This is a genomic window from Bradyrhizobium sediminis (assembly GCF_018736105.1).
Taxonomy (GTDB): Bacteria; Pseudomonadota; Alphaproteobacteria; order Rhizobiales; family Xanthobacteraceae; genus Bradyrhizobium.
On record NZ_CP076135.1, the window covers coordinates 187,941 to 211,930 of the forward strand.

General features: G+C 63.7%; 24 protein-coding genes. 11 read left to right on the forward strand and 13 right to left on the reverse strand.

The genetic code is table 11. The annotated features are described in order from the left end of the window. Nucleotide 1: 1 nt before the first annotated feature. Genes dnaQ through KMZ68_RS00955 form a run of 4 tightly spaced genes read right to left on the reverse strand, consistent with a single transcriptional unit; the run spans nucleotide 2 to nucleotide 2,797 of the window. Nucleotides 2–697 (reverse strand): DNA polymerase III subunit epsilon, encoded by a 696-nt coding sequence (dnaQ, locus tag KMZ68_RS00940; protein ID WP_215614077.1) that lies wholly within the window; start codon nucleotides 695–697, stop codon nucleotides 2–4. A gap of 25 nt (nucleotides 698–722) precedes the next feature. After that, the gene (gene coaE, locus KMZ68_RS00945; protein ID WP_215614078.1) at nucleotides 723–1,322 is read right to left on the reverse strand and encodes a dephospho-CoA kinase; all 600 of its coding nucleotides are present in this window, start codon (nucleotides 1,320–1,322) and stop codon (nucleotides 723–725) included. A gap of 33 nt (nucleotides 1,323–1,355) precedes the next feature. Next, nucleotides 1,356–1,964, reverse strand: coding sequence for a Maf family protein (locus KMZ68_RS00950; RefSeq protein WP_215614079.1), 609 nt, complete (start codon nucleotides 1,962–1,964; stop codon nucleotides 1,356–1,358). Next, entirely contained in the window at nucleotides 1,961–2,797 is an 837-nt protein-coding gene (locus KMZ68_RS00955; protein ID WP_215616133.1) for a pyruvate, water dikinase regulatory protein, read from the reverse strand. The genes KMZ68_RS00950 and KMZ68_RS00955 overlap by 4 nt, the downstream gene beginning before the upstream one ends. A 398-nt stretch (nucleotides 2,798–3,195) precedes the next feature. Between KMZ68_RS00955 and hemJ the strand changes: the two genes are divergently transcribed. From hemJ to KMZ68_RS00990, 7 genes are all read left to right on the forward strand, one after another. Beyond that, the gene (hemJ, locus tag KMZ68_RS00960; protein ID WP_215614080.1) at nucleotides 3,196–3,618 is read left to right on the forward strand and encodes a protoporphyrinogen oxidase HemJ; all 423 of its coding nucleotides are present in this window, start codon (nucleotides 3,196–3,198) and stop codon (nucleotides 3,616–3,618) included. A gap of 257 nt (nucleotides 3,619–3,875) precedes the next feature. Beyond that, nucleotides 3,876–5,141 carry a transcription termination factor Rho gene (gene rho, locus KMZ68_RS00965; RefSeq protein ID WP_215604313.1) on the forward strand — a complete coding sequence of 422 codons (1,266 nt, stop codon included), beginning with the start codon at nucleotides 3,876–3,878 and terminating at the stop codon, nucleotides 5,139–5,141. A 329-nt stretch (nucleotides 5,142–5,470) separates the two neighbouring features. Beyond that, a complete protein-coding gene (mnmE, locus tag KMZ68_RS00970) occupies nucleotides 5,471–6,823 on the forward strand; it encodes a tRNA uridine-5-carboxymethylaminomethyl(34) synthesis GTPase MnmE (RefSeq protein ID WP_215614081.1) in 1,353 nt (450 codons plus the stop codon). Nucleotides 6,824–6,970: 147 nt separating this feature from the next. After that, nucleotides 6,971–8,854 carry a tRNA uridine-5-carboxymethylaminomethyl(34) synthesis enzyme MnmG gene (mnmG, locus tag KMZ68_RS00975; RefSeq protein WP_215614082.1) on the forward strand — a complete coding sequence of 628 codons (1,884 nt, stop codon included), beginning with the start codon at nucleotides 6,971–6,973 and terminating at the stop codon, nucleotides 8,852–8,854. A gap of 34 nt (nucleotides 8,855–8,888) precedes the next feature. Further along, entirely contained in the window at nucleotides 8,889–9,587 is a 699-nt protein-coding gene (gene rsmG / locus KMZ68_RS00980; RefSeq protein ID WP_215614083.1) for a 16S rRNA (guanine(527)-N(7))-methyltransferase RsmG, read from the forward strand. Continuing rightward, a complete protein-coding gene (locus KMZ68_RS00985; protein ID WP_215614084.1) occupies nucleotides 9,584–10,435 on the forward strand; it encodes a ParA family protein in 852 nt (283 codons plus the stop codon). Before rsmG ends, KMZ68_RS00985 begins: the two co-directional genes overlap by 4 nt. Nucleotides 10,436–10,598: 163 nt before the next feature. Further along, nucleotides 10,599–11,477: a ParB/RepB/Spo0J family partition protein gene (locus KMZ68_RS00990; RefSeq protein ID WP_215604318.1), complete on the forward strand. Its 879-nt coding sequence runs from the start codon at nucleotides 10,599–10,601 to the stop codon at nucleotides 11,475–11,477. Here KMZ68_RS00990 and holA read toward each other — a convergent pair. The 4 genes from holA to KMZ68_RS01010 form a co-directional block, all read right to left on the reverse strand. After that, nucleotides 11,474–12,502 carry a DNA polymerase III subunit delta gene (gene holA, locus KMZ68_RS00995; protein WP_215614085.1) on the reverse strand — a complete coding sequence of 343 codons (1,029 nt, stop codon included), beginning with the start codon at nucleotides 12,500–12,502 and terminating at the stop codon, nucleotides 11,474–11,476. The genes KMZ68_RS00990 and holA overlap by 4 nt on opposite strands. 7 nt (nucleotides 12,503–12,509) lie before the next feature. Beyond that, on the reverse strand, nucleotides 12,510–13,061 hold the full coding sequence (gene lptE / locus KMZ68_RS01000; RefSeq protein WP_215614086.1) for an LPS assembly lipoprotein LptE: 552 nt from the start codon (nucleotides 13,059–13,061) through the stop codon (nucleotides 12,510–12,512). Next, complete coding sequence (gene leuS / locus KMZ68_RS01005) at nucleotides 13,048–15,684, reverse strand: leucine--tRNA ligase (protein WP_215614087.1); 2,637 nt, start codon at nucleotides 15,682–15,684, stop codon at nucleotides 13,048–13,050. Before leuS ends, lptE begins: the two co-directional genes overlap by 14 nt. Nucleotides 15,685–15,796: 112 nt before the next feature. Further along, nucleotides 15,797–17,488, reverse strand: a complete 1,692-nt coding sequence (locus KMZ68_RS01010) for a sensor domain-containing diguanylate cyclase (protein ID WP_215614088.1) — start codon at nucleotides 17,486–17,488, stop codon at nucleotides 15,797–15,799. A gap of 108 nt (nucleotides 17,489–17,596) precedes the next feature. On the opposite strand from KMZ68_RS01010, the gene KMZ68_RS01015 reads away from it, so the two are divergent. Beyond that, nucleotides 17,597–18,286, forward strand: a complete 690-nt coding sequence (locus tag KMZ68_RS01015; RefSeq protein ID WP_215614089.1) for a YggS family pyridoxal phosphate-dependent enzyme — start codon at nucleotides 17,597–17,599, stop codon at nucleotides 18,284–18,286. A gap of 139 nt (nucleotides 18,287–18,425) precedes the next feature. Here KMZ68_RS01015 and KMZ68_RS01020 read toward each other — a convergent pair whose 3' ends face one another. Then, on the reverse strand, nucleotides 18,426–19,211 hold the full coding sequence (locus tag KMZ68_RS01020) for a 2-keto-4-pentenoate hydratase (RefSeq protein WP_215614090.1): 786 nt from the start codon (nucleotides 19,209–19,211) through the stop codon (nucleotides 18,426–18,428). A gap of 35 nt (nucleotides 19,212–19,246) precedes the next feature. Beyond that, nucleotides 19,247–19,816 carry a L,D-transpeptidase family protein gene (locus KMZ68_RS01025; protein WP_215614091.1) on the reverse strand — a complete coding sequence of 190 codons (570 nt, stop codon included), beginning with the start codon at nucleotides 19,814–19,816 and terminating at the stop codon, nucleotides 19,247–19,249. A 228-nt stretch (nucleotides 19,817–20,044) separates the two neighbouring features. On the opposite strand from KMZ68_RS01025, the gene KMZ68_RS01030 reads away from it, so the two are divergent. Both KMZ68_RS01030 and KMZ68_RS01035 read left to right on the forward strand, forming a co-directional pair. Further along, nucleotides 20,045–20,731, forward strand: a complete 687-nt coding sequence (locus tag KMZ68_RS01030; protein ID WP_215604326.1) for a response regulator transcription factor — start codon at nucleotides 20,045–20,047, stop codon at nucleotides 20,729–20,731. Nucleotides 20,732–20,785: 54 nt separating this feature from the next. Further along, complete coding sequence (locus KMZ68_RS01035; RefSeq protein WP_215614092.1) at nucleotides 20,786–21,229, forward strand: cyclic nucleotide-binding domain-containing protein; 444 nt, start codon at nucleotides 20,786–20,788, stop codon at nucleotides 21,227–21,229. Between the two features lie 52 nt (nucleotides 21,230–21,281). Here KMZ68_RS01035 and KMZ68_RS01040 read toward each other — a convergent pair whose 3' ends face one another. Next, nucleotides 21,282–22,097, reverse strand: coding sequence for an exodeoxyribonuclease III (locus KMZ68_RS01040; RefSeq protein ID WP_215614093.1), 816 nt, complete (start codon nucleotides 22,095–22,097; stop codon nucleotides 21,282–21,284). 54 nt (nucleotides 22,098–22,151) lie between these two features. Further along, entirely contained in the window at nucleotides 22,152–22,526 is a 375-nt protein-coding gene (locus KMZ68_RS01045) for a hypothetical protein (protein ID WP_215614094.1), read from the reverse strand. 79 nt (nucleotides 22,527–22,605) lie between these two features. On the opposite strand from KMZ68_RS01045, the gene KMZ68_RS01050 reads away from it, so the two are divergent. Then, nucleotides 22,606–23,175 carry a TetR family transcriptional regulator gene (locus tag KMZ68_RS01050; RefSeq protein WP_215614095.1) on the forward strand — a complete coding sequence of 190 codons (570 nt, stop codon included), beginning with the start codon at nucleotides 22,606–22,608 and terminating at the stop codon, nucleotides 23,173–23,175. On the opposite strand, the gene KMZ68_RS01055 is transcribed toward KMZ68_RS01050, so the two are convergent. After that, nucleotides 23,172–23,984: an outer membrane lipoprotein carrier protein LolA gene (locus tag KMZ68_RS01055; protein WP_371741396.1), complete on the reverse strand. Its 813-nt coding sequence runs from the start codon at nucleotides 23,982–23,984 to the stop codon at nucleotides 23,172–23,174. The two genes, KMZ68_RS01050 and KMZ68_RS01055, sit on opposite strands and share 4 nt — an antisense overlap. Nucleotides 23,985–23,990 lie beyond the last annotated feature (6 nt).

A 23,990-nucleotide genomic window follows, 5' to 3' on the forward strand; every position in this document is an offset into this window, starting at 1 on the left:
GTCAACCGCCCAGAAATTCGTTCCAGATCGGCTTGTCGCCCAGCGTGGCGACAAAGGCCCGATGGGCTGCGCGATCTTCATCGCTGACCCGTGGCGCCAGCGCCACCTCGCGGACCCGCCGCGGCATTTCGCCGTGCCCGCCGGCGCGGGCTTCGCGGACCTCGGTTGCCAGAATCAGTTGCGACTGCCGGGCTCCGATCAGGTCGATATAGACCTCGGCCAACAGTTCGGCGTCGAGCAGGGCGCCGTGCTTGGTGCGGCGGGAATTGTCGATCGCATAGCGCGAGCAGAGATCGTCGAGACGGTTCGACACGCCCGGATGCTTGCGCCGCGCCAGCAGCAGCGTGTCGACCAGCCGGTCGCGTGCGATCACCGGCCGCCGGATGCGGTCGAGCTCGGCGTTGATGAAGCCGATGTCGAAGGATGCATTGTGAATCACCAGCGGCGCATCGCCGATGAATTCCAGGAACTCCTCTACCACATGCGCGAACAGCGGCTTGTCGGCGAGGAACTCGCTGGACAGACCGTGCACGGCGAAGGCCTCGGCCGGCATGTCGCGCTCGGGATTGATATGCCGGTGAAAGATCTGCCCGGTCGGCATCCGGTTGACGATCTCGACACAGCCGATCTCGACCAGCCGGTCGCCGCGCAGCGGGTCGAGGCCGGTGGTTTCGGTATCGAGAACGATTTCGCGCATGTGTCCGGTCCGCAAAAGCGGCGAATCAGGTCCGCCGTTTCGGCATTTTAGCAACCTCTCGCAGAATGTCGCGGATTTGCGCCCGCACCGGGTCGAGGCCGTGCGACGTATCCACCACGAAATCCGCGCGCTTGCGTTTTTCGGCGTCGGGCAGTTGCCGCGCCAGGATCGAATCGAGCGTTTCGCTGGTCATGGTGCCGCGCGCCATGATTCGCTCGCGCTGGTTTTCCGGCGAGGTCGTAACCACTACCACCGCATCGACGCGCTTCTCGCCGCCGGTCTCGAACAGCAAAGGCACGTCGACCACGACGACCGGCGCACCCGCCTGCCCGGCTTCTTCGAAGAATTTCTGCCGCGAGGCGCCCAGCATCGGATGGACGATCTGCTCGAGCTGCTTCATCGCCGCCGGGTCATGCACCACACGCGCCGAGAGTTTCTGGCGATCCACCTTGCCGTCGGAAGTCGTGCCCGGAAAAGCCGCCTCGATCGCCGGCGCCGCCTCGCCCTCGTATAATTTGTGAACCGTGGCGTCGGCGTCGTAGACCGGGACGCCGGCCTCCGCGAACAATTTTGCGGTGGTCGATTTGCCCATTCCGATCGAACCGGTCAGCCCCAGAATTATCATTCGACTTATCGCCTGTCGTCCGAGCGTTTCTTGTTAGACACCGAGCAGCCGCTCGCCGCGCAGAAACGCAAGCAACGGCAGCAGCGGCAGTCCGAGAATGGTGAAATGATCGCCTTCGATGCGTTCGAACAGATGCACACCCAGACCTTCGAGCTGATAGGCGCCGACGCTCGATGTCACCGCCTCGCCGGCGTCGTCCAGATAGGCGCGGATTTCAGCGCCGCTCAACTGCCGCATGGTCATGCGTGCGATGGCAACGCTTTCGAACAATATCTTGCCGTCGCGCGCAACGGCAACGGCGGAGTGCAGTTCATGCCTCTGCCCGGCAAGGGCACGCAATTGCTCGGCGGCTTGGGCGCGGCCGGCCGGCTTGCTGAACAGCCGGCTTCCCAGCGCCAGCGTCTGATCTGCGCCGATGACATATCTGCCGGGATGACGGGCCGAAACCCAGAGCGCCTTCTCGCGCGCCAGCAAGGCCGCTATTTCACCGGGCGCCGACAGGCCGGAAGCTTGCTGGGCGCCGCGCTCATCGATTTCGGCCGGAACGGCTTCGCAACGAAGGCCGGCATTCGCCAGCAGCATTTGCCGCGCGCGGCTTTGCGAGGCCAGGATCAACGGATCTCTGCCGCGCCACAGCGTCATTCGGACAACCGCTGCCGCTGCCGGTCGGTAAACAGCTTCATGACGGCGGCAGCGCTTTCCTCTATCGATCGCCGCGTCACGTCGAGCTGCGCCCAGTTGAACTTCGCGCTCAGCCGACGCGCGAAAGCGACCTCATCGGCGACGGCCTGGCGATCGATATAATTGTCGTTGTCGCGGTCACCCATGCTCAGGAGCCGGTTCTGCCGCACCTGGATCAGCCGCTCGGGCGTGGCATGGAGGCTGACCACCAATGGCTTCTTCAGCGTCTCCAGTTGATGCGGGATCGGGATGCTCGGCACCAGCGGGACGTTCGCGGTGCGGATGCCGCGGTTGGCGAGATAGATCGATGTCGGGGTTTTCGAGGTACGGGACACGCCGACCAGCACCACGTCGGCCTCTTCCAGTCCTTCGACATGCTGGCCGTCATCATGCATCATCGTATAGTTCAGCGCATCGATGCGCTTGAAATATTCCGCATTCAAGGTGTGCTGCGCGCCGACCCGCCCCGTCGTCGCCGCTCCGAGATAAGCCTGAAACAGCTGCATGACCGGCCCGATGATCGACAGGCTCGGAATATTCATCTCCTTGCACTTTGCTTCCAGCCGGCCGACCAGATCCTTTTCCAGCAAGGTGAAGAGCACGATCCCCGGAGCTTCCTCGATTTCATCGAGCACGCGGTCGAGCTGCTTCTGGCTGCGCACCAGGGGATAGACGTGTTCGACCGGCGTGACGTTGGCATATTGCGCGGCCACCGCGCGCGCCACGGTGATCAGCGTCTCGCCGGTCGAATCGGAGACCAAATGAAGATGAAAATAATTGCCGGTCGTAGGCACCAAGACCCCTGTGTATCCTGTGAATCACTGTGGAGCTTACCCGGGAGAATCGAGCCGCAGCCGATGGCTCAGGGATAACCCGGTATTTTCTTCACAGGCCTCATGAAATGGAAAAGTCTACGCGTTCGCCCCGATGATAATGAGATTATGTGGACTTGTCTCTTGATAAGCTCGCCGCAACATTGCGCAAGCCGTTGAGGCAAGTGGCATTATCCCGATAGCCCGAACTACCGTCGGAAATGTTGATGGATGTGAACATCTCAGGACAAGGCCGGGACAAATTTGCGCGGGCCTAATCCACCGCTACTTAGACTCAAACCTAAGATTCTAAAATTATTAGTTTAGAAAAGGCCTGCTTGCGGATATGTCTCCGGTCCCACGCAAGGTAGAGCTCTTCGATGTACGAATGGATCAAGGCGCTGCATGTAATCGCGGTCATCTCCTGGATGGCCGGCATGCTCTACCTGCCGCGGCTGTTCGTTTACCATTGCGACGCCGAGACCGGGTCGAAGCAATCCGAAACCTTCAAGATCATGGAACGGCGGTTGCTGAAGGCGATCATCAACCCGGCCATGATCGTCACCTGGCTTGCAGGATTGTATCTCGCCTGGAGCGGGCATTGGCTTTTGGCCGGCTGGTTCCACGTGAAGTTTCTGCTGGTGATCGTGCTGTCCGGTGTCCACGGCTTTTTTGCCCGCTGGGTGAAGGATTTCGCCGCCGACCGGAACACCAGAAGCCGGAAATTTTACCGTATTATCAACGAGGTACCGACGGTACTGATGATCGGAATCGTGGTCTTCGTGATCGTGAAGCCGTTTTGAGTGGGATCGTCGCCAACACCCCCGGGCCCCGGAGCTGCTTGCGGAAGGCCCGGCGATTTTCTATATTGGCGAAATCCCACCCCACGCAGGCGGATGTGGTCGCGTTCCGGTTTTCCCATCGAACCGGCCGCCGCATCAGGTTTGAAGCCTCTCCGGCGCTTTCCTTGCTTAGACCTGCGGACCTTCCTTTTTCTGCGTCCGCTTTTTCTCACAGCCACCTCGCATCCCTTCCCTAGCTACTCCACAGGACCACCCCAATGCGGGAAATAAAACTTCAAGACCTCAAATCCCAAACGGCAGCCGAGCTCGTCTCGTTCGCGGAAGAAAAGGGGGTCGAAAACGCCAGCACCATGCGCAAGCAGGAGCTGATGTTCGCCATTCTCAAACAACTCGCGATCCAGGAAACCGACATCATCGGCGAAGGCGTCGTCGAGGTTCTCTCCGACGGCTTCGGATTTCTGCGCTCGCCGGACGCGAATTATCTGCCGGGGCCGGATGATATCTACGTCTCGCCATCGCAGATCCGCCGCTTCGGACTTCGCACCGGCGATACCATCGAAGGCCACATCCGCAGCCCGAAGGAAGGCGAACGCTATTTTGCGCTGCTGAAGGTCAACACGCTGAATTTCGAGGACCCGGAGAAGTCCAAGCACAAGGTCAATTTCGACAATCTGACGCCGCTGTTTCCCGATCAGCGCTTCCGGCTCGAGCTCGAAGACCCCACCAGAAAGGATCTTTCTGCAAGGGTTATCGATATCGTCGCTCCGATCGGCAAGGGTCAGCGCGCCCTGATCGTGGCGCCGCCGCGCACCGGCAAGACCGTGCTGATGCAGAACATCGCGCATTCGATCACGGCCAATCATCCGGAGTGCTATCTGATCGTGCTCTTGATCGATGAGCGTCCGGAAGAAGTCACGGACATGCAGCGCTCGGTGAAGGGCGAAGTCGTCTCGTCGACCTTCGACGAGCCGGCCGTGCGTCACGTCCAGGTCGCCGAGATGGTGATCGAGAAGGCCAAGCGGCTGGTCGAACATGGCCGAGACGTGGTGATCCTGCTCGACTCGATCACGCGCCTGGGCCGGGCCTACAACACCGTGGTGCCGTCATCCGGCAAGGTGCTGACCGGCGGCGTCGACGCCAATGCGCTGCAGCGGCCGAAGCGGTTCTTCGGCGCCGCGCGCAACATCGAAGAGGGCGGTTCGCTCACCATCATCGCCACCGCGCTGGTCGATACCGGCAGCCGCATGGACGAAGTCATTTTCGAAGAGTTCAAGGGCACCGGTAACTCGGAGCTGATCCTCGACCGCAAGGTTTCGGACAAGCGGACCTTCCCGGCGATCGACATCTCGCGCTCCGGCACCCGCAAGGAAGAGCTGATCACCGACCCGCAACTCCTCAAGAAGATGTACGTGCTGCGCCGGATCCTCAATCCGATGGGCACCATGGACGCCATCGACTTCCTGCTCGACAAGCTGCGCAACACCAAGAACAACGCAGAATTCTTCGAATCGATGAATACCTGACCGGTTTGGCCGGTTCTAAACGGGGGCGTCCTTGCACAGGCGAGGGCGCTCCTTTCGTTTGGGCGGCATGTTGCGCCCTTGCTGCAGCAATCCTGCAGCATGACAATGGCCAGTCGCCTCATGGCGGATTACGTAAGCATCTGGAATACTTATAGAATATTGTTCGGTGCCCGAAGGCGTGGGAGGATCGACCGTTTCTTGCAGCAAAAGTGCTGCGGCTATGCTGCAGCCTTCGCCGCACTCTCTGAGGCTTCTTGGTCCGGGTTGGCTGCATCGGCCGGCGCTTCGAGATTGCGTTGCCTTTTCAAGGGCTGCGGCACAAATAGGCGATGTATCCGCGCGAACAGACCATTTTTGCCCTTTCGTCGGGCCGGCCCCCGAGTGCGATTGCCATGGTGCGGGTATCCGGGCCCGAGGCTGGGCCGGCGTTGACGGCGCTGGCGGGCCGGCTTCCGGTGCCGCGCATGGCGACGCGGACCCTGTTGCGGGACGCCAGTCAGCAGCCGATCGACGATGCCGTGGTGCTGTGGTTTCCCGGACCGGCCAGCGCGACCGGCGAGGATGTCGCGGAATTCCACGTCCACGGCGGCCGCGCGGTACTGGCGGCGCTGTTCACGGCGCTCTCGGCCTGGCCGGACATGCGGGCGGCGGAGCCGGGCGAGTTTACCCGCCGCGCCTTCGAGAACGGCAAGCTCGATCTCACCGAGGCCGAAGGTCTCGACGATCTCATTCATGCCGACACCGACCGGCAGCGCCGCCAGGCACTGCGGCAGCTGAAAGGCCTGCTCGGCGACAGGGCGCGTGACTGGCGGGCGCAGATCATCGAGGCCTCGGCGCTGATCGAGGCGGGAATCGATTTTGCCGACGAGGGCGACGTGCCGGCCGAGCTGATGGCGCCGGCGCTTTCGAAGATCAGAGGCCTGCTTGCGGAAATCGAGGAAGTCCTTGCGGCACAGGGACGAAGTGAACGGCTGCGCGACGGCCTGGTGGTCGCGATCGCGGGACCTCCGAACGTCGGCAAGTCGACGCTGATGAACGCGCTGGCGCGGCGCGAGGTTGCGATCGTGTCGCCGCATGCCGGCACCACGCGGGACATCATCGAAGTCCAGCTCGATCTCGACGGCTATCCGGTGACGGTCATCGACACCGCGGGGATTCGCGAGACCGAGGATCCCGTCGAGCAGGAGGGTGTGCGCCGGGCGCGGGCACGGGCGGCGGAGGCCGACCTGGTGTTGTGGCTGGCCGATGCGGAGCACGAGAAAATTCTGCACAGGGGCGAGGCGCCGGTCTGGCTGGTGCACAACAAGATCGACCTCGATGGCGGTCGGTCCGGCGCGATACGGGCAGCCGGTGATTCCGGGCGGGAGGGGGTCTCCGCCGCGTTCAGGATCTCGGCCAGCCAGGGCGATGGGCTGGCGGAGCTGATCGCTGCCTTGGTGCAGTTCGCGCAAGTCTATTTCGGCGCAGACACCGGCGCGTTGATCGGCCGGGTCCGGCAGCGGAAACTGCTGGAGGAGACGGCGGCGTCGCTACGGCGCAGCATGGAAGTCGTTGGGGCCGGGGAGGAACTGGCCGCGGAGGAGCTGCGAAGTGCGGCTCATTCCTTGGGGCGGCTGTTGGGCCGGGTCGATGTCGAGGATATTCTCGATGTGATCTTCCGGGAATTTTGTATAGGAAAGTAATATTTCTTTGTTCATTTTAAGGTGTTCATTGTTTCACGTGAAACAAGCCCCTCCGTCGCATGAACCGCCGTTGTTTCACGTGAAACACCACGCGGCAGCGAACTTACCGCTTCCGGGTTTTGCCGCTTCGCGATAAAAGTCCGGCCCATGATCACCGCGCAAGAATCGTTCGACGTCATCGTGGTCGGTGGCGGCCATGCCGGCTGCGAGGCCGCGAGCGCGTCTGCGCGCCTCGGTGCCAGAACGGCATTGGTGACGCAACGGTTCGCGACCATCGGCGCGATGTCCTGCAATCCCGCCATCGGCGGCCTCGGCAAGGGCCACCTGGTCCGCGAGGTCGATGCGCTCGACGGCCTGATGGGCCGGGTCGCCGACGCCGGCGGCATCCAGTTTCGCATGCTCAATCGCCGCAAGGGTCCGGCGGTACGGGGACCTCGGGCCCAGGCCGATCGCAAGCTCTACGCAGCGGCGATGCAGGCCGCGATCCGCGAGACCGCCAATCTCGGCGTCATCGAGGGCGAGGCCGACGAGCTGATTCTTTCCAATGGCCGGGTCACCGGCGTTCGCCTGATCGATGGCCGCGCGCTTTCCGCCGGCGCCGTCGTCATCACCACCGGTACCTTCCTGCGCGGGCTGATCCATCTCGGCGAGAGGAACTGGCCGGCGGGACGCGTGGACGAGGCTCCAGCCTTGGGGCTTTCGAAATCGTTCGAGCGGGCCGGCTTCACCCTCGGCCGACTGAAGACCGGTACTCCGCCGCGGCTCGATGGGACCACCATCGACTGGTCGGCGGTGGAAATGCAGCCGGGCGACGATTCGCCGGAGCCGTTTTCGGTGCTGACCGACCGCATCACGACGCCGCAGATCCAGTGCGGGATCACCCGCACCACTGCTGCGACCCATGAGGTGATCCGGGCCAATGTGCATCGCTCGCCGATGTATTCCGGCCAGATCAAGAGTTCGGGACCACGTTATTGTCCCTCGATCGAGGACAAGATCGTTCGTTTTGGCGACCGCGACGGCCACCAGATCTTCCTGGAGCCGGAAGGCCTGGACGACTCGACGGTCTATCCGAATGGCATCTCGACTTCGCTGCCGGAAGAGGTCCAACTCGCCATCCTGGCGACGATTCCCGGCCTGGAGCGGGTACGGATGATCCGGCCGGGCTATGCGATCGAATACGACCATGTCGATCCCCGCGAACTCGATCCGACCTTGCAAACCAGGCGATTGCCGGGGCTGTTCCTGGCCGGGCAGATCAACGGCACCACGGGCTATGAGGAGGCCGCGGCCCAGGGACTCGTTGCAGGTCTCAACGCAGGCCTGGCGGCCAGCGGAGCCGACCCGATCGTTTTCGACCGCGCCGACGGCTATCTCGGCGTCATGGTCGACGATCTCGTCACGCGCGGTATCACCGAGCCCTATCGGATGTTCACCTCACGCGCCGAATACCGGCTGACGCTTCGGGCCGACAATGCCGACCAGCGCCTCACCGACAAGGGAATAGCGTTGGGCTGCGTCGGGGAGACTCGTTCGAACCGCCACGGCGCCAAGATGGCGGCGCTCGACGCCGCAAAGGCGCTGACAAAATCGCTGACGATCACGCCCAATGAAGCCGCCAAGCATGGCCTTTCGCTCAACAGGGATGGCCAGCGCCGCTCGGCCTTCGAATTGCTGGCCTATCCGGAGCTTGGCTGGACCGAAATCAACGGCATCTGGCCGGAGTTGTCGGCCATTGACCCAGGAATCGCAGTCCACGTCGAGATCGACGCCAAATACGACGTTTATCTCAAGCGCCAGAACGCCGATGTCGATGCCTTCCGCCGCGACGAAGGGCTGATCCTGACCGGCGTCGACTATGCTGACGTGCCGGGTCTCTCGAATGAGGCCCGATCGAAGCTCGAGGCCGCGCGACCGAGAACGGTGGGGCAGGCGGGCCGGATCGACGGAATGACCCCGGCCGCCCTGGGTATCCTGGCGGCCTATTTGCGGCGGGAAGCTCGAAAGAAGCCAGCTGTCGCGTCTGCTTGATCTGTTTCACGTGAAACAAGGGCCCCCATCCCAGATGCCCAATCCAGCAAAACAGGCTGTTACATCCGCCCTCGCTTCGGATAAGGCGGCGGCGCTGGCCCTGACGCCCGTTTCACGTGAAACAGAGGCGCGCCTGGATCGCTACGTCGATCTCCTGCTGGAGTGGCAGGCGAAGACCAATCTGGTGGCGCCATCGACGCTGCCCAGTCTGTGGACCCGGCATATCGCCGATTCGCTGCAGCTGCTGTCGATCGCTCCCTCAGCCAAGACCTGGGCCGATCTCGGCAGCGGCGGAGGGTTTCCCGGCGTGGTGCTGGCCTGTGCCTTGGCGGGTACGCCGGGAGCGATGGTCCATCTGGTAGAGCGCAACGCCAAGAAGGCGGCGTTCCTGCGCGAGGCACTCCGGGTTACCAACTCGCCCGGCCAGGTTCATCTGTCGGATATTGGGGATAGTGTGGATAGAATCACCGGACCGGTCGATTGCGTCACAGCTCGCGCGGTGGCTCCGCTACACCAGCTCATCGGCTTCGCGGAACCGCTGGTGAGGAAGGGCGCGAAAGCGTTGTTTCTCAAGGGCCAAGATGTAGAGGCTGAATTGACCGAGGCCACTAAATATTGGAATATCAAACCGCAACTTCATTCCAGCCGCACCGGCGGACACGGCTGGATCGTCGAGCTCGACAAAATCGAGCGGCGCCGACAGCCCGCAACAGCACATGGCACAAGCGCATGACCGTAATTGACCAGATTTATCAAGAGGATAAGGCCCCCCGTCCGCCCGGCCATCCGCGCATCCTGGCGCTGGCCAACCAGAAGGGCGGCGTCGGCAAGACCACCACGGCGATCAATCTCGGCACCGCGCTCGCGGCGATTGGCGAGCGGGTGCTGATCGTCGATCTCGATCCGCAGGGCAACGCCTCCACCGGCCTTGGCATCGACCGCCGCAACCGCAGCTGCTCGACCTACGACGTGCTGATCGGCGAGGCGCCGCTGCGCGACGCGGTGGTGCCGACCGCAGTGCCGCGGCTGCATATCGCGGCTTCGACCATGGATCTCTCCGGCCTCGAACTCGAGCTCGGCTCGACCCGCGACCGCGCCTTCCGCCTGCGCGATGCGATCGCGGCGTTGAATTCCAACGCCGCCCCCGATTCCGATTACACCTATGTGCTGATCGATTGTCCGCCGTCGCTCAATCTTCTCACGGTCAACGCGATGGCGGCGTCGGACGCAATCCTGGTGCCGCTGCAGTGCGAGTTCTTCGCGCTCGAGGGCCTGTCGCAATTGCTGCAGACGGTGGAGCAGGTGCGCTCGACGCTCAATCCCAATCTGTCGATCCACGGCATCGTGCTGACCATGTTCGACTCGCGCAACAATTTGTCGAACCAGGTCGTCGCCGACGTCAGGCAGTTCATGGGCAGCAAGGTCTACAACACTATGATCCCGCGCAACGTGCGCATCTCCGAGGCGCCGTCCTACGGCAAGCCGGTCCTGGTGTACGATCTCAAATGCGTCGGCAGCGACGCCTATCTCAAGCTCGCGACCGAAGTGATCCAGCGCGAGCGCGAGCTGCGCACGCATTGAGGCAATCGTAGGGTGGGCAAAGCGAAGCGTGCCCACCGAAATAGTCTTCCACGGGTCATGGTGGGCATGGCGCGAAGCGCGCCTTTGCCCACCCTACGATCCAATGGAGCCTTCTTCAGATTCTAGTCCGGAGTATTGCTAAGTGAATCCAAGGGAGCTGGCGATGGCCGACGAAGCGCGTTCGCGATTGGGCCGCGGTCTTGCAAGTCTGATCGGCGATGTCGGCGGCGAGGCCGCGCATGTCGAGCGGCCTCGCGCGCAGCGCAAGGTGCCGATTGAATTTCTCAAGGCCAATCCGCGCAATCCGCGCCGCACCTTTTCCGATGCCGAACTTTCCGAACTTTCGGACTCGATCAAGCAGCACGGCGTGATCCAGCCGATCGTGGTGCGTCCGGTCAAGGGCGTACAGGACCGTTACGAGATCATTGCCGGCGAACGCCGCTGGCGCGCGTCGCAGATCGCAGGCCTGCACGAAGTGCCGATCGTGCCGGTCGATGTCAGCGACAGCGATGCGCTCGAGATCGCTATCATCGAGAACGTGCAGCGCGAAGACCTCAATGCGATGGAGGAGGCGCAGGGCTATCACGCGCTCGCCAATGAATTCAAACGCAGCCAGGACGAGATTGCGAAGATCGTCGGCAAGAGCCGCAGCCACGTCGCCAACATGATGCGGCTGACGAAATTGCCGGCCGAAGTTCAGGCCTACATCGCGCTCGGCCAGTTGTCGGCCGGGCACGCGCGCGCCTTGATCGGCGTGCCCGATCCCGTTGCCGCCGCCAAGCGCATCGTCGAGGAAGGCCTCAATGTGCGTCAGGCCGAGGCGCTGGCGCATGTCGAGGGCGTGCCTGTTCGCAAACCGCAGAAGGCCCGCAGCGGCAAGGTCAAGGATCCCGATACGGTGGCGCTGGAGAAACGTGTCAGCGACGCGCTTGGCCTCGCCGTCACCGTCGATCACCGCGATCCCGGCGGCACCGTGCACATCCGCTACGGCGATCTCGAACAGCTCGATGAAATCCTGCGGCGGCTCGACAAGAGCGCCTAGCCCCGCCGCTTCGCGTTGACGGCGATCGCCAGCAGCGCGCGTTGCGCGATCACGTCGGCCAGGTTTGCCTGCTTGCGCATTTCCAGCGCCGCGGTCGCGAGCTGTTCGATGACCGTGAGCAGCCGCGCCGCGCTGAAATTACGCAGCGCGACCTCGACGTTGCCCTTGCGCGAAAAATGCAGCCGCGGAAAGCCGCCATCGAGCACGGCCGATACCGGGGTTCCCTCGGCGACGGCGAGCGCCGATTTGTGCAGCCACGCCGCCTGGCGCTGTGCGGCTGAAATGATGACGCCCGGATAGGTGCCGGCGATCATCGCCTTGGCGAATTCGGTTTCGACCAGCTCCGGCTTTCCCGCGAACGCGCCGTCGACGATCGGGTCGACCTTGAGTTCGGAGGCGTCGGCAACCACCGCCATCACATCGTCGAGCGTGACCTCGCGCCCGCCATGGGCGTACAGCGCGAGCTTCTTCAGTTCGTTGCGCGAGGCCTGACGGTCGCCGCCGAGCAACGACATCAGGACCGCGCGGGCATCGGCTGCAATGCTCAGGTTGGAAACCCGCAGCTCGCTGTCGATCAGCCGGGCGAGCTGGTTGGCGTCGTCGGCATAACAGCCGATCGCGACCGCGGTCTTGGCGCGCTCGCAGGCCTTGCGCAACGGCGATTCCGGCCGCAGTTCGCCGGCCTCGATCACGATGCGGCAATCCTTCAGGGCAGAGTCCGCGAGCGTGTCGACGCCGCTGGCAAAGTTGCGTGAGCCGGCGCGGACGCGAATGGCACGGCGGCCGCCGAACAGCGGCACCGTCATCGCTTCATCGACCAGCCGCGACGGCTCGGCGGAAAGTTCGTCGCCATCCAGCCTGACAAGCGAAAACGGATCGTTGGGATCGTCGACCGCGGATGCCAGCAGCGCATCGGCGCGTTCGCGCACCAGACCCGCATCGGGGCCGTACAGCAGGATGATGGGACGGCCCGGGTCGGGCCGGGCGAGAAAAGCGTCGATCTCTTTTCCGCGAAGCGCGACCAATTGGGCGTCAGGTGCCGGCGACGAAATACGACGCCAGCCGGGTCTGGATGTTTTCCGCGATCTCCTGCGCGGCGCGATCCTCGGCGTCGCGGAACGCGCGGGCGCGGGCGAAGCGCTGCAGCTGGCCCGGGATGTCGTAGGAGACGCGCGAGAACGTCGACCCGGTCATGACCGACTTGTTGGTGGCGAGCTCGATCAGATTGTACTGGGCGTCGATGCCGTAGTTTTCGCTGGATGGCAGCGCGGTATTGGGATCGAGGATCAGCGACGAGCGGCTGGTCGTGAACCGCAGCACCAGCCGGTGGGTCGGCGGCATGCCGGTGGCGCTGCCATAGAGCTTGAACGCCAGCGCGTTGCGGATTTCCACCTGGATCCGGGCTTCCCGCGAGGCGTTGGGCTTGTCGACGGGCGGAACTTCCACCCCCATCAGCTTTTCGCGCAGCCCGGGCGTGCCGTCGGTACGCTCGGCATACATCGGCTGGAAGCAGCCGGCCGTCAGCGCCGCCAAGGCGGCCACGGCCAGAAGCCGAGCGGCGATGCGGGTACTAGCCAACGACATTTACGATCCTCATCGGAACTATAATGACCTTGCGGACGGCCTTGCCGCCGAGGGCGAGTTTTACCGCATCGAGAGCCAAAACGGCAGCCTCAATTTCCGGATTTTGAGCACCCCGTGGCACGGTGACATCACCCCGTTTCTTGCCGTTGACCTGGACCACCAGCGTCACGGTGTCTTCAACCAGCAAATCGCGTTCGATTTGGGGCCAATTGGCCTCCGAAATCAGCCCTTTCTGGCCCAGTACCGTCCAGCACTCCTCGGCCAGATGCGGCATCATCGGCGCAAACAATTGAACAAGAATGACCGCGGCCTCCCGGACCGACCAGGCCAGGTCTGGTGTAAAGGCAGGGGCCGGCTGGCCCTCGCGGCCCAGCACCTCCGCCAGCGCATTGGTGAATTCGCGGATATGGGCGAGGCAAACGTTGAAATGCAGCCGCTCGATGCCGGTCGAGACCTTGTCCAGCGCGCCATGGGCGGCCTTGCGCAGGACAAGCGCGTCCGGGCCGAATGCTGCCGGTCGGGCCGCCGGGGCGGTTCTGGCGATTTCGGCTGATTCGTTCACCAGCCGCCACAGCCGCTGCACGAAGCGCGAGGCGCCCTGGACGCGCTCGTCGCTCCAGATCACGTCGCGATCGGGCGGGGAGTCCGACAACATGAACCAGCGCGCCACGTCGGCGCCGTAGGTCGCGATGATGTCGTCAGGGTCGACGGTGTTCTTCTTCGACTTCGACATCTTCTCGATGGCGCCGACGGTGATGTCTTCACCCGTCGTCAGCAGAATGGCGCGCTTGCCGTTGCCGCCGGCCTCGATCCTGACTTCCGCGGGCGTGACGTAAGAGCCGTCGGCCTTCTGATAGGTCTCGTGCACCACCATGCCTTGCGTGAACATGCCGGCGAACGGTTCGTCCATGCCGATGTGCCCGGTGGACTTCATCGCGCGGGTGAAGAAGCGGCTGTAGAGCAGATGCAGGATCGCATGCTCGACGCCGCCGATATATTGGTCGACCGGCATCATCCGGTCGGCGACCGCTGGCGTGGTCGGTGTCCTCTCGTTCCAGGGATCGGTGAAGCGCGCGAAGTACCAGGACGAATCCACGAAGGTGTCCATGGTGTCGGTTTCGCGTTGCGCCTTGCCGCCGCATTTGGGGCAGGCGACGTGCTTCCAGGTCGGATGATGGTCGAGCGCGTTGCCGGGCTTGTCGAAGCTGACGTCCTCCGGCAGCACCACCGGCAGATCCGCATCGGGCACCGGCACCACATCGCATTTCGGGCAGTGGATGACAGGGATCGGGCAGCCCCAATAGCGCTGTCGCGAGATACCCCAGTCGCGCAGCCGGAAATTGACCTGCCGCTCGCCGACGGCCGAGTTGCCCCGAACCTCGCCTTCGAGCCGCTTGGCGACCTCTTCCTTGGCCTGCTCGATGGTCATGCCATCGAGGAAGCGCGAATTGATCATGCGGCCGTCGCCGTCATAGGCGGTGTCGGCAATGACGAAGGTCTTCGGATCCTGGCCTTCGGGACAGACCACCGGCATGTTGCCGAGCCCGTATTTATTGACGAAATCGAGGTCGCGCTGGTCGTGCGCCGGACAGCCGAAAATCGCGCCGGTGCCGTATTCCATCAGCACGAAATTGGCGACATAGACCGGCAACTTCCAGCTGGGATCGAACGGGTGGATCGCGCGGATCCCGGTATCGAAGCCGAGCTTCTCCTGGGTGTCGATGATCTCCTGCGCGGTGCCGTGGCGCTTGGCTTCGGCGATGAACTCTGCGAGTTTCGGATTCTTAGCGGCCGCGGCCTGCGCCAGCGGATGATCCGGCGCGATCGCCATGAACTTGGCGCCGAACAGCGTGTCGTGCCGCGTGGTGAAAATCTTCAGCTCGGTCTCGCCTTTCGGCGTCGTTGCCGTATCCAGCGCGAAGCGGACCAGCATGCCCTCGCTGCGGCCGATCCAGTTGCGCTGCATCAGCCGCACCTTGTCGGGCCAGCGGTCCAGCGTGTCGAGCGCGTCCAACAGTTCTTGCGAGTACTTCGTGATCTTGAAGACCCACTGGTTCATCTCGCGCTGCTCGACGACGGCGCCGGAGCGCCAGCCGCGGCCGTCGATCACCTGCTCGTTGGCGAGCACGGTCATGTCGACCGGATCCCAGTTGATCTTGCGCTTCTCGCGCTCGGCCAACCCTGCGCGCAGGAAGTCCAGGAACATCTTCTGCTGATGCTTGTAATAGCTGGGATCGCAGGTCGCGAATTCGCGTGACCAGTCGAGCGACAGCCCGATCGACTGCAGCTGCTTCTTCATTGCGGCGATATTGTCGTAGGTCCACGCCTTCGGCGCCACCTTGCGCTCGATCGCGGCGTTCTCGGCCGGCAGGCCGAAGGCGTCCCAGCCCATCGGGTGCAGCACGTTGAAACCCTTGGCCCGCATGAAACGCGCCAGCACGTCGCCCAGCGTATAGTTGCGGACATGGCCGATATGGATGCGCCCGGACGGGTAGGGGAACATCTCGAGCACGTAATATTTCGGCCTGGGATCGTCGTTCTTGGAGGCGAAGATCGCCTTTTCGTCCCACTGGCGCTGCCAGCGCGGCTCGGATTCGCGTGCGTTATAGCGTTCGGAGGTCATGAAATCGCAGGGCTTTTTGTGGATTCGGGGCCGTCTCAGGGGACGGCGGACTAGGCCACAAAAGCGGCAGGGGGGTCAACGCCCCCGCACTCCAAAAGGCGGATGGCAGGCCTCAGCTCGCCAGCGCCATCCCGCCGTCCGAGAGCCGGACGAAGCCGTGCTCGACCACGGCGTTGCGGCCGCGGTGTTTGGCGGCGTAGAGGGCGGCGTCGGCGGCCTCGACCAGGTCGCCGGGCTGCTGCTTTTCGTTCGGCCGGGTGCAGGCGACGCCGACGCTGACGGTGACGGTCTGGTAGCTCGAGGTGCAGTGGGGCAATGCCAGGTTCAGGACCGCTGATCGCACCGTCTCGCCGATTTCGAGCGCGCGCCTGGCGTCGGTGTTCGGCAGCAGCAGACAGAATTCCTCACCGCCGTAACGTCCGGCAAAGCCCATGGTCTCGGCGGCAATCCCGGACAGCGTTTCGCCGAGCCGGGTCAGGCAGGCGTCGCCCTCGGGATGGCCGTAGGTGTCGTTGAACAGCTTGAAGTGATCGACGTCGATCATCAGCAGCGACAGCTCGCTGTCATTTTGCAGGGCCTTCATCCATTCGAAATCGAGCCGGCTCTGGAAGCCGCGGCGGTTGGCGAGGCCGGACAGCATGTCGATCGAGGCCATCACGGTCAGCCGGTCGTTGGTGGCGACGAGCTCGCGCTCGCGTTTGCCGAGCTGCGCCGCCATCGCGTTGAAGGCGCGGGCGAGCGGCACGAACTCCGCGGGGAGGCGGGCGCGGGCGGCGCGCACCGACCATTCGCCCTGGCCGAACCGTGTCGCCGTTGCCGCCATCATCTCGATCGGCTGAATGATCAGTTTTTCGGCGGCGACCAGGGCGCCGAGCAGCACGAACAGGCAGACGAACCCCAGTTGCAGGTAGGCGGTGCGAATCTCGCGGTTGATCGCGGCGGACACCCTGGCTTCGTCGATGCTGACGATCAGGCGCGATTGCGTGCCGGAAACGCGCGCAAAGGTCACCATGCGTCTCGAGCCGTCCGCGGCGACGAATGAGAGCGATCCCTCCGCCTTGTCCGAGCCGATGGCCTTGTCGGCGATGGCCGACAACAGCGGCACGGTATCGAGCGGATGGCCGATCATGCTGGCCTGATCCGACGGTGCCGCCAGCACGGTTCCCGTGCTGTCGATCAGCACGGCCGAAATGCCGGGCCGGTTGCCGAGATTGCCCATGATCTTCGACATCCAGTCGAGATTGACGCCGGCGAGGACGACCGCGTCGGCATCGCGATTGATGGCGGATACCGGATAGGCCGCCATCACGATCGGTGTGTTGTTGGGCCGGGCCAGCAGAAAGTCGCTGAAAACGAAGTTGCGGGTCTCGCGCGCCTTCATCAGGTAGGGCCGGTCGCTGAGGTCGAGGCCGACATACATGTTGTTGGTCGAGCACTGGATGCGGCCGTCGCCGCCGACGATCATCAGGCTGCGGATCCATGGCAGATTGGCCGGCAGACTGGCGCGCATGACGTCGCAACTGCGGCCGACGCCGCCGTCGGAAGCGCGGATATAGGCCGCCGATTTCAGCACGGTCTCGACCGACGAAATCACCTCGCGCTGCATGTCGGCGCTGTGCTTGGCGAGGCTGGCGAATTCCGCGGTAGCGAGCGCGATCTGCTTGGACCTGGTGTCCTCGAGCGAACGGGCGCGCTCGAGCATCAAGGGCGCCACCAGGATCAGCCCGAGCAGCGCCAGCCGCGCGCGGATTCCCAGAAGCTTCTTGAGTTTCACTCTTTTGCGGTTGAAACTGACCCGTGACATTTTTGTCCCCTGACCCCGGATGCAGGGTAGAGGGAAGGGTTCAAGAAGCCTTTCCGGAACTCGGTAAAATTCGAACTAACCCCCGTAGATCTACCAATGACGGATGACATGTCGCCGCAAACCCCCTCGCCGATATCAGCGCATTCACCAAACGGGCTCGCCACGGTTGAGCAGGAAATTGCGCGCGCCTGCAAGGAAGCGCGCCGCGACCGTCAGTCGGTGACGCTGATCGCGGTGTCCAAGACGTTCGGCGCCAGCGCCATCACGCCCGTGATCGAGGCCGGACAGCGTGTTTTCGGCGAAAACCGCGTGCAGGAAGCCAAGGCGAAGTGGCCAGAGTTAATGGCGGCTTACCCGGGGATCGCGCTGCACCTGATCGGGCCGCTGCAATCCAACAAGGCCAAGGAAGCCGTGGCGCTGTTCGATGCGATCCATTCGGTCGACCGTCCGAGCATTTGCGAAGCGTTAGCCAAGGAGATGAATTCCCAGCAGCGGCGGCCCGAATTGTTCGTCCAGCTCAATACCGGGGAGGAGCCGCAAAAGGCGGGCGTCGCCCCGGGCGAAGCCGACGCCTTCATTGCCGCCTGCCGGGACAAATACGGCCTGTCGATTTCCGGCCTGATGTGCATTCCGCCGGTCGATGACGCGCCGGCGCCGCATTTCGCGCTGACCGCGAAGATCGCCGCGCGCAACGGGCTGAAGAATCTCTCGATGGGCATGAGCGCCGATTTTGCAGTCGCGATCCAGTTCGGCGCCACCCATGTGCGGGTCGGCTCGGCGATTTTCGGGCATCGCTAGGCTTCGTCGTCCCGACGAACGCCGGGACCCATACCGCGTGATCTATCGATAAGGCAGTGCGGCAGACACCTTCCGCACAACCAAAGCCGGTGGTTATGGGTCCCTGCTTTCGCGGGGACGACACTCAGTCTGGTGATGCTTACTTGAATCCCACCGACACTTTGCCGATCGTACCGAAATCGGCCTCAAACAAATCGCCCGGCTGAATCGGCAGCGGCGGATGGCAGGTGCCTGTCGTCACGACCTCACCTCTTCGCAGCGTTATGCCGAGCTGGCGTAATTCATTGGCGAGCCAGGCCAGCGCGATCCTGGGATCGCCGAGCACGTTCTTGCCGAGACCGGTGTATTGCTTGCCGCGCAGCGCGATCACCGGCTTCTCCTCGACCAGATCGAGCGCGCGCCAGTTCGACGTCGTGGCCGCGCCGAGAACGAACAGATGCGCGCAGGCATTGTCGGCGATGATCTGCTCGGCGCCGGCGCCGACAAAATCCCTGAAGCGCGAATCCGGAATTTCGATCGCCGGATGCAGCGTGTCGACGGCATCGAGCACCTCCCGCATGGTGTAGGCCGCGGCCCGCGGCGGCAGATCCGTTTGCATGCGAAAAGCGAATTCCGGCTCGGCGACGCGCATCTCATTGCCGGCCATCGAGGCCGTGCCGCCATCCGCAATCACGGTCTCGCGCAAAATGCGCCCGGCCATCGGGCCATCGACATTGATATGTTTCTGGCCGGCCTCGCTGGTGGCTGCGATCTTCCAGCCGAACAGTCTTTCGGCCGAATAATTTTCGATGGCCGCCTGGATCGCGTAGGCCTCGGAGCGGTCGCGCGGACGAAGTGAAGTCTCGAGACCCTCAAGCTTGGTGCCGGCACGCCAGTGGTCGTGCAGGATGCGTGACGCCGCCGCTATTTTATTGTTGTCGAGCATGCTCTTGATATCCTTGGACTACCGAACCGCCAACCTCACTCGATCACGATCTTCGTTCTCGGTCCGAGCCGCCGCAGCAAGCGCAGCATCGCCGATTCGGTCATCGAGACGCATCCGGCGGTCGGCCCGAAATTCTCGCGCGCCAGATGCAGGAAGACCGCGCTGCCCCGGCCGGCGATTCGCGGCTGCGTGTTGTGATCGATCTCGACGATGAAATCGTAGAGGCGGTCGTCGCGCCGGAGCCGGTCGCCGCCACGACCCGGCTCCAGCCGCACCGGCCGGTTATAATGCCGGTCCCCGGGGTCCTCGCACCAGGCATCTTCGGGCCGGATCGGGCGAATCGGCAGAAATGTCCGCGGTCTCGGGTGGCGGTCGGCGCGCCACCACAATTGCCGTGGCCGGAAGGTGCCCCGGGGGGTCCCGCCGTCGCCCTCCCGTTTGTTGGCCATGATGCCGCCGCGTCCCAGTGCGACCGGCAAGGTCTGGCCGCCGGCCGTCAGCCAGCCCCGGCGGGGATTGCCGGCGGCGGCGCGAATCCGGATTTCCGAGAGCGGGCGATCACGTGGACTTGTTCGATAAGTGATTGAAACATTGGACTTTCCCATGCGAATCGCCAAATCCCCGGTTGCCTCGCTTAACGCAAATGTTCTATTTCACGCCGATCCCGGACATTCATCCAAACGCCAGCCAATTCTGGAGTAGACTTTGTTTCGGCTTGTGAAACTGTAACAGCCCCTTACCTCAATACGAACCAAGACCTGACTAGCTTACGAATCAAGATTCGGCTGACGGCGCTTCCGCTTGCCCCTGCCGTCCCCAAGAGGATTGTACCCATGGCCAATGCCCGCAAGATCCTGATCGTGGATGACGACACCGATCTGCGCGACACGCTGGTGGAGCAATTGTCGCTGCACGACGAGTTCGAGGCTTCCGCCGTCGATACCGGCGCCAAGGGCGCCAGCGCCGCCAAGGCCAATTCTCCCGATCTCGTGCTGATGGATGTCGGACTGCCGGACACCGACGGCCGCGAGGTGGTGCGTAGCCTGCGCAAGGGCGGCTTCAAGGCGCCCATCATCATGCTTACCGGGCACGACACCGATTCGGACACCATTCTGGGGCTGGAATCCGGCGCCAACGACTATGTGGCAAAGCCGTTCCGGTTCGCGGTGCTGCTGGCGCGAATCCGGGCCCAGCTCCGCCAGCATGAGGCCAGTGAGGACGCGGTGTTTTCCGTCGGCCCCTATTCTTTCCGGCCCGGCTCCAAGATGCTGACCGGCGCCAATGCCCGGAAGGTCCGCCTGACCGAAAAGGAAACCGCGATCCTGCGGTTCCTGTACCGCGCCGGCCAGATGCCGGTCTCGCGCGAGACGCTGCTGCAGGAGGTGTGGGGCTATAATTCGGGCGTCACCACCCATACCCTGGAAACCCACATTTACCGGCTGCGTCAGAAGATCGAGAAAGATGCGGCCAATCCCGAGATACTGGTGACGGAAGCCGGTGGCTACAAGCTGGTGCCGTGATACGATTCGCCCGACGATTCGTATTTTTCAGCGCATCCCGATCACCGGTCCTGCATGTCGATCGAAGATGATGTAGCGCTCCTTGAGCGCGTTCCCACCCTGCGCCTGCTTGGCGGGACCGCGTTGCGCATGCTTGCGATCGGCTCCGAGGAGCGCAATTTTGCGCGCGGCGACGTGCTGTTCAATGCAGGCGACGACGCCGATGCAGGCTTCATCGTTCAGCGCGGCACGTTCCGGCTCGAGGACGGCGGCGGCGCCGAAATCATCGCGGGTCCCGGCGCCTTGATCGGCGAACTGGCGCTGATCGTCGCGATGCAGCGGCCATCCACCGCGACCGCGCTGGAAAATTCCTCGGTGATCCGGGTCGCGCGCAGTCTGTTTCAGCGCGTGCTGGAAAGCGATCCCGCCGCAGCACGCCGCCTGCGCGACGAATTCGCCACCCGCACCAGCCAGGTCGCCAGCGACATCCTGATGGCCGGCGCCAAGCTGAGTACCTGATCCGCCACCCTGCGCGGGTCTTGCCCGCGGAACGCGGGGACGACAATAGCGACTACACTTCCAGCGTCGCCGTCACCGGCACGTGGTCCGACGGCCGCTCCCAGCCGCGTGCGTCCCTGGTGATCCGGAAATCGCTGACGCCGTCTTTCAGCGCGCGCGATACCCAGATGTGGTCGAGCCGGCGGCCGCGGTCGGCCAGCGTCCAGTCGGCGGCGCGGTAGCTCCACCACGTATAGACCTTCTCCGACATCGGAATCCGCATCCGCGCGACGTCGAACCATTCGCCATGCGCCTGTGCGGCGAGCAGTTTCTCGCATTCGATCGGGGTGTGCGACACGACTTTCAGGAGTTGCTTGTGCGACCAGACGTCGTTCTCGTGCGGCGCGACGTTGAGATCGCCGACCAGGATATGGCGGTCGTCGCCGCGCGGGTGCAGCGGCTCGCAGGCCTTCATCTCGTCGAGGAACTGCAGCTTGTGCTCGAATTTCGGATTGAGCGCTGGATCGGGAATATCGCCGCCGGCCGGAACGTAGAAATTATGCAGCACCAGCGGCTTTGCCAGCTGCGCCTTTTCGCCAAACGAAACCGAGATGTGACGCGAATCGATCTTGTCGCAGAAGGTGCGGATATCCGTGCTGTCGAACGGCAGTTTCGAGATCACCGCGACGCCGTGATAGCCCTTCTGGCCGTTCAGCGCGACGTGCTCATAGCCCAGACGCTTGAACCGCTTCAGCGGAAAGGCGTCGTCGATGCATTTGGTTTCCTGCAGGCACAGCACGTCCGGCCGCACCGATTTGAGGAATTTGGCGACCAGGTCGATGCGCAGGCGCACCGAATTGATATTCCAGGTTGTCAGGGAGAAGCGCATGGGGAGCAGCGTTCTAGCACAGGCACCGCCGCCGTCCCGCGGTTTTGCACAGGATCAGGTCGAAAGGCCCCAGATGCCGGCGGCGGCGACGGCCGCGAATAGGCTGGTGGCCGGAAAGCGCCAGGGACGCACGCCGCCCTTGATGGCGACGGCGATGCAGAGTAGCGAAAAGGAGGCCGCCAATGCGGTGAAAAGCACGCCGAAGCCGCGCGCTGCCGGCTCGAGCGCCGAGTAGGCGAACATCGCGGTCATGACCAGCAGCGTCAGCGTCGTCATGTGCCAGCAGTAATAGTTCAGCCAGCGCGACGCGCGGCTCAGCCCCTCGACCGCCAGCAGCGGACGGACCACGTAGACGCCGCCGACAAAGGTGTGGACCGTGAAGGTGAGCAGCGCGAGCACGCTCGCTGCGGCAAAGCCGGCATTCAGCATTTTCTCCTCCATGAGAAGAGGCGGATTGACAGCATAAATAATAGAATTATTATTCTAGAATATCAACGGGGCAATCCACATGGGCCGGCACGCCAGGTTCGACCGTGAAGAACTGCTCCTCGCCGCCGCCGGCGAGGCGGCGATGGGACGGTCCGTCACCATCCAGTCGCTCGCCGCCGCTTCGGGCGCCACCGTCGGTTCGATCTATCACCGCTTCGAATCACGCGAGGAAATCCTCGGGGAAGCTTGGCTGCTAGCGGTGCGCAGCTTCCAGTCCGACTTCGTGCCGGCGGTGGATGCTGCGGCGACGGCCCGCCAAGGCCTTGAGGCCGCGCTGACGGTGCCGCGTTGGTCGCGCAAGAATCTGGCGCTCGCCAGCCTGCTCGCCTTGCGGCGGCGGGAGGATTTTTTGGACGAACGCACGCCGGCGCGTCTGCGGCGCGAGGCCGCAGGGATCAACAAGTTCGCCATGAAGGTGGTCGGAACATTCGCGGCACGGTCCCGCCGGTCAGATCTGCAATGCCAGACGGCGCTGATCGGGATGCCTTACGGCGCGGTGCGCCTATTCCTGCCCAAGCAGTCTCCGCCAGCCGAGATCGATGACATGATCGCAGCGGCCTATTGCGCGGTAATGAAAGCGGAGAGCTAGCCCGGCGGCACCGAGTAGTTGGTGAAATCGATCTTGAACAGGCCGGGGTCGACCTTCCTGGAGGAATCCAGATTGTAGACCGCGACAGTGGTGTCGTAGCCCTGCGGGTCGGTCACCGTCCATTGCTTGAGCTGGCCGTCCCTGGCGCCGATCATCAGCATCAGGCGGCTGGTGCCGATCAGCGCCTGTTTCTCCTCGATGGTGACGCTGATGAACACGTCATCGGCGGTCACGCTCACGACGTTGGTGTCCTTCAAGAGATCGATGCGGTCCGACAGCAGGAAGCGCAGCGGCGTCTGCGACAGCGGATAGATGTCCTGGGTCGCGAGCTTGGTGTCGCGCACCGCCAGCGAGGATCCGTCGGCGATGATCGCGATCGGACTCGGCGCATCATATTCGAAACGCACCTTGCCGGGCTTCTGGATATAGAAGTCGCCCTTGGTCTTGCTGCCGTCGGGGCCGACCTGGACGAAGTTTCCGACCAAGGTCTGCAGCGACGACAGATAGGAACTCACCTTGGCGGCCTGCGCCTTCTGGGCAGCGTCGAAGGTGGCGAAGATGTTGGCGGGAACATTGCGGCGCGGGTCGGGAATCACCGGATTCGGAGGAGCCGCCTGGGTTGCCCCGGTCGTCATCGGCGCACGCTGCGGTTCCGATGCGCTGATCTGCATGTCGCGCCCTTTCGGGGCGGGTTTCGGAATCGGAACGGTCTGTGCCTGAGACGGCGTCGCGGCGCCGCAGGCCATGGACGCCGCGAGCAACAGCGCCAGCGCGCCACGCATGCTGCGGCCTGCGAGTAGTGTGGCCATTCGAAA

Excerpts from the sequence above, each read along its gene's own strand:
- KMZ68_RS00990 (WP_215604318.1), top strand. The coding sequence starts at position 10,599 with ATGGCCGACGAAGCGCGTTCGCGATTGGGCCGCGGTCTTGCAAGTCTG.
- KMZ68_RS01045 (WP_215614094.1), bottom strand. The coding sequence starts at position 22,526 with ATGCTGAATGCCGGCTTTGCCGCAGCGAGCGTGCTCGCGCTGCTCACC.
- KMZ68_RS01040 (WP_215614093.1), bottom strand. The coding sequence starts at position 22,097 with ATGCGCTTCTCCCTGACAACCTGGAATATCAATTCGGTGCGCCTGCGC.
- KMZ68_RS01035 (WP_215614092.1), top strand. The coding sequence starts at position 20,786 with ATGTCGATCGAAGATGATGTAGCGCTCCTTGAGCGCGTTCCCACCCTG.
- hemJ (WP_215614080.1), top strand. The coding sequence starts at position 3,196 with ATGTACGAATGGATCAAGGCGCTGCATGTAATCGCGGTCATCTCCTGG.
- KMZ68_RS00985 (WP_215614084.1), top strand. The coding sequence starts at position 9,584 with ATGACCGTAATTGACCAGATTTATCAAGAGGATAAGGCCCCCCGTCCG.
- KMZ68_RS01050 (WP_215614095.1), top strand. The coding sequence starts at position 22,606 with ATGGGCCGGCACGCCAGGTTCGACCGTGAAGAACTGCTCCTCGCCGCC.
- dnaQ (WP_215614077.1), bottom strand. The coding sequence starts at position 697 with ATGCGCGAAATCGTTCTCGATACCGAAACCACCGGCCTCGACCCGCTG.
- mnmG (WP_215614082.1), top strand. The coding sequence starts at position 6,971 with ATGATCACCGCGCAAGAATCGTTCGACGTCATCGTGGTCGGTGGCGGC.
- KMZ68_RS01015 (WP_215614089.1), top strand. The coding sequence starts at position 17,597 with ATGTCGCCGCAAACCCCCTCGCCGATATCAGCGCATTCACCAAACGGG.
- KMZ68_RS01010 (WP_215614088.1), bottom strand. The coding sequence starts at position 17,488 with ATGTCACGGGTCAGTTTCAACCGCAAAAGAGTGAAACTCAAGAAGCTT.
- KMZ68_RS01030 (WP_215604326.1), top strand. The coding sequence starts at position 20,045 with ATGGCCAATGCCCGCAAGATCCTGATCGTGGATGACGACACCGATCTG.
- mnmE (WP_215614081.1), top strand. The coding sequence starts at position 5,471 with ATGTATCCGCGCGAACAGACCATTTTTGCCCTTTCGTCGGGCCGGCCC.
- KMZ68_RS01025 (WP_215614091.1), bottom strand. The coding sequence starts at position 19,816 with ATGGGAAAGTCCAATGTTTCAATCACTTATCGAACAAGTCCACGTGAT.
- lptE (WP_215614086.1), bottom strand. The coding sequence starts at position 13,061 with ATGTCGTTGGCTAGTACCCGCATCGCCGCTCGGCTTCTGGCCGTGGCC.
- rsmG (WP_215614083.1), top strand. The coding sequence starts at position 8,889 with ATGCCCAATCCAGCAAAACAGGCTGTTACATCCGCCCTCGCTTCGGAT.
- KMZ68_RS01055 (WP_371741396.1), bottom strand. The coding sequence starts at position 23,984 with ATGGCCACACTACTCGCAGGCCGCAGCATGCGTGGCGCGCTGGCGCTG.
- leuS (WP_215614087.1), bottom strand. The coding sequence starts at position 15,684 with ATGACCTCCGAACGCTATAACGCACGCGAATCCGAGCCGCGCTGGCAG.
- coaE (WP_215614078.1), bottom strand. The coding sequence starts at position 1,322 with ATGATAATTCTGGGGCTGACCGGTTCGATCGGAATGGGCAAATCGACC.
- rho (WP_215604313.1), top strand. The coding sequence starts at position 3,876 with ATGCGGGAAATAAAACTTCAAGACCTCAAATCCCAAACGGCAGCCGAG.
- KMZ68_RS01020 (WP_215614090.1), bottom strand. The coding sequence starts at position 19,211 with ATGCTCGACAACAATAAAATAGCGGCGGCGTCACGCATCCTGCACGAC.
- KMZ68_RS00950 (WP_215614079.1), bottom strand. The coding sequence starts at position 1,964 with ATGACGCTGTGGCGCGGCAGAGATCCGTTGATCCTGGCCTCGCAAAGC.